The sequence below is a fragment of the Agreia sp. genome (assembly GCF_964263775.1).
Classification (GTDB): domain Bacteria; phylum Actinomycetota; class Actinomycetes; order Actinomycetales; family Microbacteriaceae; genus Agreia.
On sequence record NZ_CAXVWM010000075.1, the window covers coordinates 1 to 14,356 of the forward strand.

Annotated in this window: 12 protein-coding genes; 6 read left to right on the forward strand and 6 right to left on the reverse strand. The window is 66.2% G+C overall.

Translation table 11 applies throughout. The features are described 5' to 3' along the window. Positions 1–220 precede the first annotated feature (220 nt). A complete protein-coding gene (locus ACE5CZ_RS06035; RefSeq protein ID WP_374946432.1) occupies positions 221–1,546 on the forward strand; it encodes a hypothetical protein in 1,326 nt (441 codons plus the stop codon). 155 nt (positions 1,547–1,701) lie between these two features. Here the strand turns inward: ACE5CZ_RS06035 and ACE5CZ_RS06040 are convergent, their stop codons facing one another. Beyond that, the gene (locus ACE5CZ_RS06040) at positions 1,702–2,994 is read right to left on the reverse strand and encodes a DUF445 domain-containing protein (protein ID WP_374946433.1); all 1,293 of its coding nucleotides are present in this window, start codon (positions 2,992–2,994) and stop codon (positions 1,702–1,704) included. A gap of 161 nt (positions 2,995–3,155) precedes the next feature. Here ACE5CZ_RS06040 and ACE5CZ_RS06045 point away from each other — a divergent pair, with 161 nt between their 5' ends. The 4 genes from ACE5CZ_RS06045 to ACE5CZ_RS06060 all read left to right on the forward strand — a co-directional run bounded on the left by ACE5CZ_RS06045 (position 3,156) and on the right by ACE5CZ_RS06060 (position 7,141). After that, entirely contained in the window at positions 3,156–3,767 is a 612-nt protein-coding gene (locus ACE5CZ_RS06045; protein WP_374946434.1) for an ATP-dependent Clp protease proteolytic subunit, read from the forward strand. Between the two features lie 33 nt (positions 3,768–3,800). Further along, the gene (locus ACE5CZ_RS06050) at positions 3,801–4,481 is read left to right on the forward strand and encodes an ATP-dependent Clp protease proteolytic subunit (protein WP_374946435.1); all 681 of its coding nucleotides are present in this window, start codon (positions 3,801–3,803) and stop codon (positions 4,479–4,481) included. Between the two features lie 166 nt (positions 4,482–4,647). Continuing rightward, the gene (clpX, locus tag ACE5CZ_RS06055; protein ID WP_055774534.1) at positions 4,648–5,925 is read left to right on the forward strand and encodes an ATP-dependent Clp protease ATP-binding subunit ClpX; all 1,278 of its coding nucleotides are present in this window, start codon (positions 4,648–4,650) and stop codon (positions 5,923–5,925) included. Beyond that, positions 5,906–7,141, forward strand: a complete 1,236-nt coding sequence (locus ACE5CZ_RS06060; RefSeq protein ID WP_374946436.1) for a benzoate/H(+) symporter BenE family transporter — start codon at positions 5,906–5,908, stop codon at positions 7,139–7,141. Before clpX ends, ACE5CZ_RS06060 begins: the two co-directional genes overlap by 20 nt. On the opposite strand, the gene ACE5CZ_RS06065 is transcribed toward ACE5CZ_RS06060, so the two are convergent. The 5 genes from ACE5CZ_RS06065 to ACE5CZ_RS06085 form a co-directional block, all read right to left on the reverse strand. Continuing rightward, complete coding sequence (locus tag ACE5CZ_RS06065) at positions 7,123–7,371, reverse strand: hypothetical protein (protein WP_374946437.1); 249 nt, start codon at positions 7,369–7,371, stop codon at positions 7,123–7,125. The genes ACE5CZ_RS06060 and ACE5CZ_RS06065 overlap by 19 nt on opposite strands. Further along, positions 7,368–7,979 carry a hypothetical protein gene (locus tag ACE5CZ_RS06070; protein WP_374946438.1) on the reverse strand — a complete coding sequence of 204 codons (612 nt, stop codon included), beginning with the start codon at positions 7,977–7,979 and terminating at the stop codon, positions 7,368–7,370. Before ACE5CZ_RS06070 ends, ACE5CZ_RS06065 begins: the two co-directional genes overlap by 4 nt. A 28-nt stretch (positions 7,980–8,007) precedes the next feature. Further along, on the reverse strand, positions 8,008–8,457 hold the full coding sequence (locus ACE5CZ_RS06075) for a GNAT family N-acetyltransferase (RefSeq protein WP_374946439.1): 450 nt from the start codon (positions 8,455–8,457) through the stop codon (positions 8,008–8,010). Positions 8,458–8,489: 32 nt separating this feature from the next. Then, entirely contained in the window at positions 8,490–11,102 is a 2,613-nt protein-coding gene (gene valS, locus ACE5CZ_RS06080) for a valine--tRNA ligase (RefSeq protein ID WP_374946440.1), read from the reverse strand. A gap of 84 nt (positions 11,103–11,186) precedes the next feature. Next, positions 11,187–13,070, reverse strand: coding sequence for a phosphoenolpyruvate carboxykinase (GTP) (locus ACE5CZ_RS06085; protein ID WP_374946441.1), 1,884 nt, complete (start codon positions 13,068–13,070; stop codon positions 11,187–11,189). Between the two features lie 129 nt (positions 13,071–13,199). Between ACE5CZ_RS06085 and ACE5CZ_RS06090 the strand changes: the two genes are divergently transcribed. After that, a partial coding sequence (locus ACE5CZ_RS06090; protein WP_374946442.1) for a helix-turn-helix domain-containing protein occupies positions 13,200–14,356 on the forward strand: 1,157 nt, incomplete at its 3' end.

Genomic DNA, 14,356 nt, shown 5'->3' on the forward strand with positions numbered 1-14,356 from the left:
GCCTCCGGCAACGTGGTCGACCTGGAGGAGCTGCGTCCGCAGCTCGCGGCCGAGGCGGCCCTGGGCGAGGAGGGCGTCGACTTCGACGCGCACGCAGGTCACGACCACGAGGGTCACGACCACGGCGACCACGAGGGTCACTCGCACTAACAGCGTCTCTCGAAGGGCCCGGCATGCACGCGCGTGTCGGGCCCTCCGCCGTTAAGCGAGACTGGTGAGCATGAAGCTCGAGGCGGTCCCCGACGGCCCGGTAGAGATCCCCGAGATCGTGGCCGCGCTGGCCGGCGACGACATCCCGGTGCCCGTCTGGCAAAACACCCTCGCGGGGCTGACGTTTCGTCTCGGCTCAGAGCAGTCTTCCGCGGGTTCTCGACTTCAGCGCAGACGCCAGACTCCTCCTCCCCAGCCCACTCGCATCCGCTCGTCTGCAAAGCACCCGAGCCGCCCTCGGTCGGTGCATCTGCGCCGACTGGATGCGCCCGTCACCGTCGATCCGGCGCATCTGCGCCCATCGCATCAGTTTCGAGTGCTTCTGCGCCGACTGGAGATGCGCAGTGGTGCCTGTGGACGGGGCGGGGTCTGGGCGAGCTCCGGAGGCATCATGGGTGGCATGCCTCGCCGTATTCCACTGCCGTTCGCGCTGCGTGGGCGATCGTTCTCCGTCGCGGAGGGATCGCGTGCAGGGTTGGGTCGTCATCGGATGCGCGGACGCGACCTCGAGCGACCCTTCCATGGCGTTCGTGTCCGCCGAGGCCGGCTTCAGGGGCTGTACGCACTCTGCCTCGCCTACATGGAGCGGATGCGTGGGGACGAGTTCTTCTGCGGCGCGACGGCCGCGCGCATCTGGCGCATCCCATTGCCCGATCGATTCGTCCCCGCAGAGGGCGTGCATGTGGGAAGGATGGCTCCGAAGCGGGCGAGTCGCGCCCGAGGTGTCCGAGGGAGGGAGTTCTCGGATAACGCTCTTCGTGTCGAGAAACGTTACGGGCTTCCGGTCACGGATGCTGCCTCGACGTGGTGCCACCTCGCCGGTGTGCTGTCGCATGACGACCTCGTGGCGGCCGGCGATCATCTCATTCTCGTGCCGAAGAAGCCGCAGGCAGGCGAAGCTCGCCCTTATGCCACTCTCGAGCAACTCACTGAGCGTGCACATTCCTACACGGGACGGCATGCGCGGGCCGCTCGGCGCGCCCTTCAGGACATTCGCGAGGGAGCCGAGTCGCGCCCGGAGACAATCCTTCGTCTGGCCATGGTGCGCGCTGGTCTGCCGGAGCCCGAGCTCAACGTCGACATCTTCAGCGCGTCGGGGCAGTTTCTGGGCCGGGGGGACAGTCTCTTTCGAGACTTTCGCGTCATCGCCGAATACGACGGCGAGCAGCATCGCACCGACTCGAGTCAGTACAACAAGGACATGCTTCGTATCGAGGGATTCATCCGGAACAAGTTCACGCCCATCCGAGTGCGCAAAGGACAGCTCTTCGGTGATCCGGCGGCTGCGGTCGCCCGCGTCGAGGGAGCCCTGCGCGACGCGGGCTGGCGTCCGTAATCCGGCCGCGCGCATCCATTCGCCGCATATGCACGCTCGCAGCGACCGAGTCGGCGCATCCGCACGCAAAATCGCGCGGGTAGGTGCTGTTTCGCCGAGTCGACTGTTGTGGTCGACGATAGTGGTGGTCGTCGGTTGCGGCAGTGCAGGTGCCGTCAGCCGCCGAAGATCGCGTGGGCGACCGTGAAGATCGCCAGGCCCGCCAGGGAGCCGACCACCGTGCCGTTGATGCGGATGAACTGCAGATCGCGGCCGACCTCGACCTCGATCTTGCGTCCGGTGTCCTCGGCGTCCCACCCGCGCACGGTGTCGGAGATGATCGCCGCGAGATCGTGTCGGTACGTCTCGACCAGGTACCCAGCCGCATCCTCGACCCAGCGGTCGACCTTGTCGCCCAGCACGTGGTCTTCGAGAAGTGCGTGCCCAAACTGGATGACGGCGTCGCTGAGGCGGGTGCGAAGCTCACTGGCCGGGTTCTCGAGCGACGACATCAGGGCGGTGCGCGCCGCATTCCAGGCCTGGCCGGCGAGGTCACGCACCTGCGGGCTGTCGAACACCTGACCCTTCAGCTCTTCGACCTTGGCCATCGTGGCCTCATCGTGCTGCAGGTCGTCACTGAGCCTGCGCAGGTACTCGTCGATTGCGACCCGCAGCTGGTGGTTCGGGTCGTCACGGACGGCCGAGATGAACTTCAGCGCCTCCCGATGCGCCCGGTCGTCGACGACCCGGTCGACGAACGAGGGCATCCAGCTGGGCAGGCGTTCGCTGACTGCCTGGCCGAACGCATCCGGGTTTCGTTCGAGCCACTCGTGCAGCCGTTCGACGAGCAACTCGACGACCTGCCCCTGGTGTCCGCCGTCGACGAAGCTCGCGGTCAGGCGCCCGAGCGGCGGCCCCCAAGCCGGGTCGATCAACTGCCTGCGCCCGATCTCCTCGATGACCTCGCGCATTGTGTCGTCGTCGACCAGGGAGAGGAAACCGCGCGCTGCGTTCGCCGCCTCGGAGGTGAGCCGAGCGGCGTGCGCAGGATCGACCAGCCATGTTCCGACAGCACGTGAGACCCCGAGCGAACTCAGCTTCGTCGTGATGACCTCTCGCGACAAGAAGTTCGTTTCGACGAATTCACCGAGAGTGACCCCGATACGGTCTTTCTCGGTGGGGATGATCGCCGTGTGGGGGATGCGCAGCCCCAGCGGATGCCGGAACAGGGCCGTCACCGCGAACCAGTCGGCGATGGCGCCGACCATGCCGCCCTCGGCCGCGGCCCGCACATACTGCAGCCACTCGTAGCGCTCCTGCAAGGCGAATGCCACCACGAAAATGACCGCCATGATGACCAACAGGCCCGTGGCGAGGCGCTTCATGCCGCGCAATGCGGCGAGCTTCTCGAGGTCGCGGGGCGAGAGAAGGGGTGTGGATGCGACGGGCGCGTCGAGCGAGGTGGCCATGGCTTCATCGTAGGGCGGGTTCGCCGCCAATCTCTGCCTACGGCGACAGTGCGATCTCTGCCTACGGCGGCAGTGCGATCTTTGCCTACGGCGAACAACGGCACCTGCCGCGGCGGCCTCCAGTAGATTCGAGATCACGCAAGTAATAGAGGAGCAATCACATGGCCGAACCGGCTCTGGTATCCAGTGTTTTTGACCGACTACTCAAGGACCGCATCATCTGGTTGGGCAGTGCCGTCCGCGACGACAATGCGAACGAGATCTGCGCGAAGATCCTTCTGCTCGCCGCCGAAGACCCCAATCGCGACATCTACCTCTACACCAACTCTCCCGGCGGATCGATCACCGCGGGCATGGCCATCTACGACACGATGAAGTTCGTCTCGAACGACATCGTCACCGTCGGAATCGGCATGGCCGCATCGATGGGCCAGTTTTTGCTGTCGTCGGGCACCAAGGGCAAGCGCTACATCACGCCGAACGCTCGCGTGCTGCTGCACCAGCCCTCGGGTGGTTTCGGCGGAACGAGCGCCGATATCCAGACCCAGGCCAAGCTGATCCTCGACATGAAGCGCCGCATGGCGGAGCTCACGAGCGAGCAGACCGGCAAGAGCATCGAGCAGGTCATCAAAGACGGAGACCGGGACAACTGGTTCACCGCCCAGCAGGCGCTCGAGTACGGCTTCGTCGACCACGTTCGCGAGTTCGCATCCGACGTCGCCGGCGGCGGCGGCACAGAAGAGACAGACGCAGTGCCCTCCGAGTCCAAGTAACTTCCGCCGAGACAAGACGAACAGAGAAGAAGAATGAACACTCCAGCATTCGGCGCCGCGTACAGCTCGCCCTACGGAAACGGCACGTCGCCGTCGAACCGCTACATCCTGCCCACCTTCGAGGAGCGCACGGCCTACGGCTACAAGCGCCAGGACCCGTACGCGAAGCTCTTCGAGGACCGCATCATCTTCCTCGGCGTGCAGGTCGATGACGCGTCCGCCGACGACATCATGGCCCAGCTTCTCGTGCTCGAGAGCCAGGACCCGGATCGCGACATCGAGATGTACATCAACTCTCCCGGTGGATCGTTCACCGCGATGACGGCGATCTACGACACGATGCAGTACATCCGCCCGCAGATCCAGACGGTCTGCCTCGGCCAGGCCGCATCGGCCGCAGCGGTTCTGCTCGCTGCCGGCTCGCCGGGTAAGCGACTCGCCCTGCCGAACGCGCGCATCCTCATCCACCAGCCCTCCGCCGGTGGCGGAGAGGGCGGTGGACAGGCCTCCGACATCGAGATCCAGGCCGCCGAGATCCTGCGCATGCGCACGTGGCTCGAAGAGACCCTCGCGCACCACTCGGGCAAGACGAGTGAGCAGGTCAATAAGGACATCGACCGCGACAACATCATGAACGCGAACGAAGCCCTCGAGTACGGACTGATCGACCAGGTTTTGACCTCGCGCAAGAACCTGCCCGCCCTCGTCAAGTAGGCGCAGGCCGAGCCCCTTCGACAGGCCAGAGAAACGAGAACATCGTTTCCTGAGCCTGCCCGAAGGGGCTCTTTCGTTGCGACTTGCACGACTCCCATTCGCCCGTGCCCCGGATGTCGGTGGCACGGGTTAGGCTCGGATCAATCGTCATCGACAGGAGGCTGGCATGGCTCGCATCGGAGAAAGCGCCGACCTGCTCAAGTGTTCGTTCTGCGGAAAGAGCCAGAAGCAGGTGCAGCAACTGATCGCCGGTCCCGGGGTCTACATCTGTGACGAGTGCGTCGAGCTGTGCAACGAGATCATCGAGGAACGCCTGTCTGAAGCGGGCGACGAGGCCACGGGCGAGTTCGAATTGCCCAAACCCAAAGAGATCTTCAACTTTCTCGAAGAATACGTGATCGGTCAAGAGGCCGCGAAGAAGGCCCTCTCCGTCGCCGTTTACAACCACTACAAGCGCACGAAGGCGCGCACGACGATCGGCCCGGCCGAGACGCAGGGCGACCAGATCGAACTGGCCAAGAGCAACATCCTCCTGATCGGCCCCACCGGCTGCGGCAAGACCTATCTCGCGCAGACCCTCGCCAAGCGACTCAACGTGCCATTCGCGGTAGCCGACGCGACGGCGCTCACCGAGGCCGGCTACGTCGGCGAAGACGTCGAGAACATCCTCCTCAAGTTGATCCAGGCCGCCGACTACGACGTCAAGCGGGCCGAGACCGGCATCATCTACATCGACGAGGTCGATAAGATCGCGCGCAAAGCCGAGAACCCGTCGATCACCCGCGACGTGTCGGGCGAAGGCGTGCAGCAGGCTCTGCTCAAAATTCTCGAGGGCACCGTAGCGTCCGTTCCGCCCCAGGGCGGTCGCAAGCATCCGCACCAGGAATTCATCCAGATCGACACGACGAACGTTCTGTTCATCGTGGCCGGAGCGTTCGCGGGGCTCGAAGAGATCATCGCCGAGCGCGCGGGCAAGCGGGGCATCGGTTTCAATGCGCCCCTGCACTCGAAGCGCGAAGACGTGAACTTCTTCTCCGACGTTCTGCCCGAAGACCTGCACAAGTTCGGGCTGATCCCCGAATTCATCGGCCGTCTCCCCGTCGTCACCACGGTGACGCCCCTCGACCAGACCGCCCTGATGCAGATTCTCACCGAGCCGCGCAACGCCATCGTCAAGCAGTACCAGCGCATGTTCGAGCTCGACGGTGTCGAGCTCGAGTTCGACCGAGAGGCGCTCGAGGCCATCGCCGACCTCGCCGTGCTGCGCAAGACCGGCGCCCGGGGTCTCCGCTCGATCATGGAGGAGGTGCTCGGGCCGATCATGTTCGAGGTTCCCTCGACCGATGAGGTGGCGCGTGTCGTGGTCACTCGCGAGTCCGTGAACAACAATGCGGCCCCCACGATCGTTCCACGCAAGCCGGTTCGTGCAGAGAAGTCGGCGTAGCGAGACCGACGCCGTCGGGCTGATCCAGCCCGTCTCGGCAGGTATCGTTTCGGCGATCACCGGCTTCGCCAGCTCGTTCGTTCTCGTCGTGGCGGGCCTCCGCGCCGTCGGTGCAACCGAGGCGCAGGCGTCGTCCGGGCTTCTCGCTGTCTGTGTCGCGAGCGGGCTGTGCTGCATCCTGCTCGCATGGCACTTCAGAATGCCCATCTCTTTCGCGTGGTCCACCCCGGGGGCCGCGCTGCTGGTCGCGGCGGCCGGCGTCACCGACGACTTCGGCGCAGCAGTCGGAGCCTTTCTCGTATGCGGGGCACTGATCGTACTGTGCGGCCTGTGGCCGATGCTCGGTCGGGCCATCACCAGCATCCCGCGCCCGATCGCCAGTGCGATGCTGGCCGGAATCCTCTTTCCCATCTGCCTCGCCCCGATCACCGCAGCCGTCGAGATCCCCGTGCTCGCGCTTCCGGTGATTCTCACCTGGCTCGCGCTCTACCGACTCGCACCGCGGTGGGCCGAACCGGGGGCGATGCTCGTCGCCGCCATCGGCATCGCCGTCACCGCCGGCAACTCCATGCTCGAGGGGGCCTCGCTGGGCCCTACCCTGCAATTCGTCGGTCCGTCGTTCGATCCCGTGGTGATCGTGAGCCTGGGCCTGCCCTTGTTCATCGTGACAATGGCGGGGCAGAACGTGCCCGGCTTCGCGGTGATGTCCACGTTCGGGTTCGCGGTTCCGCCGCGGCCGGTCCTGGTCGCCTCTGGGGCGGGGTCGATGCTCGCCGGGCTTTTCGGTGGCCACGTCATCAACCTCGCCGCGATCACGGCGGCGCTCATGGCCGGTCCGGACTCGCATCCCGACCCAAAGAAGCGCTGGCCGGCATCCGTCACCGCGGGCGTGCTCTACGTGCTCTTCGGCCTCGCGGCCGGCGGGGCGACGACGCTCATCTCGGCAGCGCCGCCCATTCTGATCACGGCGGTGGCCGGTCTCGCCCTGCTCGGAGCCCTGGTCACGAGCGTCGCCAGTGCGCTCGAAAACGTCGACCGCCGAATCCCCGCCATCGCCACGTTTCTCGTCACAGCCTCGGGCGTGTCGATCGTGGGAATCGGCTCGGCGTTCTGGGGACTGCTCGTGGGCGCGGTGGTGATGATCGTGACCACGATCGGCCGGCCACGTGAGCGCCTACAGCCTCCGAACGAGCAGAATCAGGTCTCGTCGTCGTAGGGGGTCACGACCGCCTCGTCGGCGTCGGGGTCGTACTCGACCAGGGTGCCGTCGTCGAGTTCGCATACGGGCCTGCCCTCGAGCCAGGTGAGCGTCCAGTTCCAGCCCGACGTGTCGGTCGCGCCCTCTGCGAGGGCTCCCTCGATCTCTTCGATGGCGTCGCTGACGACCTGGGGAAGTCGCGACGGGGTCTCGTCGCCGACGGCCCAGCGGGTTCCGAGCTGGATCATGTGGTCTCCTTGGCTGCGGCCCCGGGTGCGCCGAGGCCCATGTCGGTTGTCGTTACACCCTCGGGTGTCTCGGTGAACGAGACGACGGGCGTGAGTTCGAGGGCGGCGAAGGCGGCCTTCGCCTCGTCGGTGGGGAACCCGCACGGGCCGACCGGAGCGTAGACAGGATAACTGCGTTCCCCCGGGTAGGTGATCCAGACCAGGAGCGGATCCTCGAGCTGCCGGGTGCAGATGACTGCCGGATCGACGGGCGCGTTGGGAGCCGCGTAGGCCGTGACGAGTTCGTCGAGTCCGCCGCTCACCGCGCTGACCGTCGTAGTCGCGAAACCGTCGTCGCCCATCGAAGTCAAGCAGACCGCGGCACTCGAGATGTCGGCCGTCAACTGATGCAGGTGCACGGCTGCACCGTCGAGGGGGCACCAAGCGGCCAGCTCGTCGGATTCGGGAAACTCGGCAAGCGGAAGCTTGGTGGTCGGCTGCGTGCCGCCTTGGATATCGGTCGGCGAAGCCGTGGGTGATGGCGAAGACGAGTTTGCACTGCTGGAGCAGGCGGTAAGCGCGAGCAGTACGGAGACGGCTGCGGCGGCAAGCAGAACGATCTTCTTCACGGTCCTCAGTCCTTCGGCCTCAGTACGGTCACGCCTTCAGATCGTACGTGACCCACTCGGTCTTCCGCGCGACGCGGTCGTACAGGCGCCGCGCGGTCTCGTTGTCCTCGGCGGTGATCCAGCGCACGACGATAGCGTTGCGGCTGGCGCCGATCTCGCCCACGCGCTCGATCAGGGCCGACGCGATTCCCCGGCCCCGGGCATCCGGACGCACGTAGAGGTCGTCGAGATAGAGGCCCGTGCCGCCGGCGAGCGTGTCGACGAACTCGCGGAAGTGGGCGAGGCCCACGAATGCGCCGGTCTCGTCGTCGACGGCCACGATGGCCTCGGCCAGTCGGCGCTCCGAGGTGAACCACGACCAGGCGCGTACGGCCTTCTCGTCGTGGAGGGGAGTCTCGTAGAAGTCGCAGTACCCCTCGAACAACTCGTGCCAGGCGAAGAAGTCACGGTCGACGACTGGTCTGATGCTGAATGTCATAACTGCTCCTGAGGGTGTGCGACGACGCTGTCTCAGCCGAGACTATCGGGTGCGAAGACGATGTCTTCGACGGCGAGCTCGGAGCCCGCACGGAATGTGAGGTCGTCGATCTTGCCCACGGCCCCGAGGTCGTCTGCAGCGCCTTCGAGAATCTCGATGATGTCGGCCGGCGCCTCGATCACTGCGGATGCGACGGGGGTCTTCTGCGAGGCCTTCGCGTCGGTCTTCGCCCGGCGGATGCCGATGAGGGCCTGTCCGGCGAGGCGGAGGAGGGACTCGTTCGAGGGGATGCGGTCGGCCGGGACTCCCGCGGCGTCGCGCGTGCTCGTCGGCCAGGCGGCGAGGTGCACCGAGTCGTCGTGGGTCCACGACCACACCTCTTCTGTCGCGAACGGCAGGAAGGGCGCGAAGAGGCGGAGCATGACGTCGGTCGCGGCGCGCAGGGCGAGAACGGCCGAGGCGCGAGCAGCGGGCTCTGTAGCCGCGCTGTAGGCGCGCTCCTTGACGAGTTCGAGGTAGTCGTCGCAGAAGGTCCAGAAGAACGACTCGGTCGTCTCGAGCGCCCGTGCGTGGTCGTAGTTCGCGAACGCGTCGGTTGCGGTGGCGATCACGGCGTCGAGGGCGGTCAGCATCGACAGGTCGATGGGATGCGTGACCAGGTGTTCGCCCTCGGGCAGCTCGAATCCGTAGACGAACTTCGCCGCGTTCAGGATCTTGATCGCCAGGCGGCGGCCGATCTTGATCTGGGTGGGGTTCTGGGGATCGAATGCGGCGTCGGTTCCGAGGCGGCTCGATGCGGCCCAGTAGCGCACGGCATCCGATCCGTGCTGGGCGAGCACGTCGGCCGGCGTGACGACGTTGCCTTTCGACTTCGACATCTTCTTGCGGTCTGGGTCGACGATGAAGCCCGAGAGGGCGGCGTGCTGCCACGGCTTCTCGTCGTTCTCGAGAGTGGCGCGCAGCAGGGTCGAGAACAGCCAGGTGCGGATGATGTCTTGACCCTGCGGGCGCAGATCGAACGGGTAGACGCGTTCGTACAGCTCGGTGTCGCGCTTCCATCCGCCGGCGAGCTGCGGGGTCAGCGATGAGGTGGCCCATGTGTCCATCACGTCGACCTCGCCCTGGAAGCCGCCCGGAACGCCGCGTCGGCTCTCGTCGTAGCCGGGAGCCGGGTCGGAGGACGGATCGACGGGCAGGGAGTCGACGGCCGCCAGGATCGGCTCGTCGAAGACGGGGTTGCCGTCTGCATCGAGCGGGTACCAGACGGGCAGCGGCACTCCGCAGAAGCGCTGGCGCGAGACCAGCCAGTCGCCGGTGAGGCCGCCGACCCAGTTGTCGAAGCGCACCTTCATGAACTCCGGGTGCCACGAGATCTCGTTGCCCAGTTCGAGCAGGCGGGAACGCAGCGCCTCGTCGCGGGAGCCGTTGCGGATGTACCACTGGCGGGTCGACACGATCTCGAGCGGCTTGTCGCCCTTCTCGAAGAACTTGACGGGGTGCGTGATGGGCTTCGGGTCGCCGATCATCTCGCCCGTGGAGCGCAGCAGGTCGACGATCGTCTGCTTGGCCGAGAAGACCGTCTTGCCGGCCAGCTGGGAGTAGGCGTCCTTGCCATCCTCCGAAGTGATGGCGACCGGCGCCTCGGAGACGAGGCGTCCGTCGAAGCCGATGACCGCACGGATCGGCAGGTCGAGGTCGCGCCACCAGATCACGTCGGTCAGGTCGCCGAAGGTGCAGATCATGGCGATGCCCGACCCCTTGTCTTGCTGCGCGAGATGGTGGGCGACCACCGGGATCTCGACATCGAAGAGGGGCGAGCGCACCGTGGTTCCGACGAGGTCGACGTAACGCGGGTCGTCGGGATGCGCGACGAGCGCCACACAGGCGGGCAGCAGTTCGGGGCGGGTCGTCTCGATGAAGATATCGCCTGCGGGGCCGTGGAACGCGAGTCGGTGGTACGCGCCCGGCTGCTCCTTGTCTTCGAGCTCGGCCTGTGCCACCGCGGTTCGGAAGGTCACGTCCCACAACGTCGGGGCCATGGCCTGATAGGCCTCGCCGCGCTCGACGTTGCCGAGGAATGCGAGCTGGCTCGCGCGCAACGATTCGTCACCGATGGTGCGGTAGGTCTGGGTCCAGTCGACAGACAGGCCGAGTTCGCGCCAGAGTGCTTCGAACTGCTTCTCGTCTTCGACCGTCAGACGTTCGCACAGTTCGATGAAGTTTCGGCGCGAGACCGGCTTCTGATCGGCGGCCTTGGTGCTCTTGTTGTCTCCGCCCTCGAAGGGAGGCGTGAAGTTCGCCTCGTAGGGCAGCGACGGGTCGCAGCGAACGCCGTAGTAGTTCTGCACCCGGCGCTCGGTGGGCAGGCCGTTGTCGTCCCAGCCGATGGGGTAGAAGACGCTTTTGCCGCGCATGCGCTGAAAGCGCGCGATGACGTCGGTGTGCGTGTACGAGAAGACGTGTCCGATGTGCAACGAACCCGAGGCGGTCGGCGGGGGAGTGTCGATCGAGTACACGCCCTCGCGACCTGCCGCGTCGCGGTCGAACAGGTAGGTGCCCTGGGTCTCCCAGGCCTCTCCCCACTTGGTCTCGAGCCCTTCGAGCACGGGCTTCGCGGGAATGGTGGAGGGCACGGTGTCGGTCACGGCGGGAGTCCTTTGTGTATGGGCGGCACCGTGTCGATGGTGAGGTGCCTAAATGTCTTCCCACAGGATACCCGGGTGCTCCCGTCAGCCGCAGACGGAGGCGCCGCCGAGCTCCCGGGTGATACGGGCGAGTTCTCGCCGGAGCCCGGCAGGAAAGCGATTCTCATCGAACGTGTCGAAGTAGTCGGAGATCGTCGCGACTTCGTCTCGCCAGGCGCCTTTGTCGAGATCGAGGATGCCGCGAAGGGTATCGATATCGAGATCGAGGCCGTCGAGGTCGACCTCGTGCGCCAGCGGCAGCCCGCCGATGGGGGTCTGGCGCGCGGCCACGTCACCCTCCAGGCGTCTCACGATCCATTCGATGACCCGGGCGTTCTCAGAGAACCCCGGCCAGATGAAACGGCCCTCGTCATCTTTGCGAAACCAGTTCACCGAGAAGATCGGCGGCGCGTTCTCGCCGAGCTGCTCACCCATGGAGATCCAGTGCGCGAAGTAGTCGGCCATGTTGTAGCCGACGAACGGCAGCATGGCGAAGGGGTCGTGCCGCAGCACGCCGACCTCGCCTGTGGCCGCCGCCGTCGTCTCCGATGCCATGGTCGCTCCCATGAAGACGCCGTGCTGCCACGACGCCGCCTGCGAGACGAGGGGGACCGTGCTCGGTCGTCGACCTCCGAACAGGATGGCGTCGATCACGACACCCTCAGGCGAATCCCAGCCGTCGGCGATCGACGGACATTGCTCGGCCGCGACGGTGAAACGGCCGTTCGGATGCGCCGCGAGGTTACCGGATGCCGGGGTCCAGTCATTCCCTTCCCAGTCGGTCGCGTGCGCGGGCGGGGTGGCGGTCAGGCCCTCCCACCACACGTCTCCGTCGTCTCGGAGCGCGACGTTCGTGAAGATGGTGTTGCCCCAGATGGTCTCCGTGGCCGTGGGGTTGGTCGTCGGGCCCGTACCCGGCGCGACGCCGAAGAAGCCTCGCTCCGGATTGATGGCACGCAGTCGTCCGTCGGCGCCGGGCCGCATCCACGCGATGTCGTCGCCGACGGTCTCGATCTTCCAGCCCGGGATGGTGGGCGCCAGCATCGCCAGGTTGGTTTTGCCGCAGGCGGAGGGGAACGCGGCGGCGAGATGGAAGACCCTGTTCTCGGGCGAGGTGACCTTGACGATCAGCATGTGCTCGGCCATCCACCCCTCGTCGCGAGCCATCACGCTGGCGATGCGCAGCGCGAAGCATTTCTTGCCGAGCAGCGCGTTGCCGCCGTAGCCGGATCCGAACGACCAGATCTCCCGGCTCTCGGGAAAGTGGCAGATGTACTTGGTGTCGTTGTGCGGCCACGCCGAGTCGTCGTGGCGCACCCCGTCGTCGTCGACGAGGGGAACGCCGACGCTGTGCAGGGCCGGCACCCAGGGCGTGCCCGGCGTGATCCCGGCGAGCGCCGCGTCGCCCACGCGGGTCATCAGCGCCATGCTCGCGACCACGTAGGGCGAATCGGTGATCTGCACACCGTATTGCGAGAGCGCACCGCCGACGGGGCCCATCGAGAACGGGATCACGTACATGGTGCGTCCGCGCATACTGTGCGAGAAGAGCTCTGACAGTTCGAGACGCATGATCGAGGGGGCGCGCCAATTGTTCGTGGGCCCCGCGTCGTCGGGATCGTCCGAGCAGATGAAGGTGCGGTCCTCCACTCGCGCGACATCGGCGGGGTCGCTTCGCGCCAAAAAGCTGTTCGGCCGCCATTCCGGGTTCAGTCTGATCAGAGTGCCCTGCGCCACCATCGACTTCGTCAGCCTGTCCCACTCGGCGGTCGACCCGTCGACCCAGACGACCTCGTCGGGGGTGGTGAGACGCGAGACGTCGTCGACCCAAGCCGTGATCTCACCGTTGGGCAGTGCCGGAGCCGGCAGTGCCTGATCCGGCAGCGGCGTCGTCGATCCCGGCGTAGCGAGGGGTGCGAGCAGGGTCATGATTCTCCTTCGAGTTCGTGGGCCGTATTTGGTGCGAAAGATTGTTCCTGATCTCCACAATGCGGGCATTCGGGCGTAGATTCTTATGAATCAGTCAAAAAGAACCGCCGATCTTTACGAAAGGGCAATATGGCCGCCGAAACCGACCTGATCACGCTGGGTCGTCGCATCCGGCACCACCGCAAAAATGCCGAGCTCACTCTCGACCAGCTGGGCGCTCGCGTGGGCGTCGTCGGGAGCCAGCTCTCGCTCGTCGAGAACGGCAGGCGGGAGCCCCGGCTCGCTTTGCTGCAGGCGATCGCGGCCGAGCTCGGCGTTCCCCTCGCCGACCTCTTGTCAGGCGACGCCCCGGATGCCCGCACTGCGCTCGAGATCGAGCTCTCGCGGGCCCAGCTGGGACCCCTGTACTCATCGCTCGGCCTGCCTGTCGTGCCGGCATCGCGCAGCCTGCCCACGGAGACCCTGGAGGCGCTGGTCGGCCTGCATCGTGAACTCGTCCGCCGGGCCAATCGCGCGGTCGCCACCCCGGAGGAGGCGCGCAGGGCGAACACCGAACTGCGCATACGGATGCGCGAGCGCAACAACTACCTGCCCGAGATCGAAGACGTCGCCACGCGCGCGCTCGCGGAAGTCGGCCATGTCGGCGGCGCGCTCACCCACCGCAGCGTGACCCTGATGGCGGAGAGCCTCGGCTTCACGCTCCTCCATGTCGACGATCTGCCGCATTCCGCGCGATCGGTGATCGACCTCGAGAACGGTCGAATCTACCTGCCGCCCGCGTCGATTCCGGGCGGCCACGGTCTGCGCTCGATGGCATTGCAGGCCATGGCGCACAGGCTTCTCGGTCACGAGCCCCCCGAGAGCTACGCCGAGTTCTTGCAGCAGCGGCTCGAGATCAACTACTTCGCGGCGGCCTGCCTGATGCCGCATGACGCGTCGGTGCGGTTCTTGCGCGCGGCGAAGGAACGGCGCGACCTCTCGGTCGAGGATTTCCGCGATGCGTTCGGCGTGACGCACGAGGCGGCTGCGTTGCGAATGACCAACCTGAGCACCGAACAGCTGGGCCTGCCGATGCACTTTCTGCGCGTCGCAGACGACGGGGCGATTCAGAAGGCCTACGAGAATGACGGTCTCGTGCTGCCGATGGATGTGACGGGTGCGGTCGAGGGTCAGCTCGTGTGCCGCTTCTGGGCGGCCCGCGCGGCGCTTCATCGCACGAACCGTACGACGGAGTTCTACCAGTACACAGACACTCCGGGCGGAACCTTCTGGTGCGCGACGCAGAC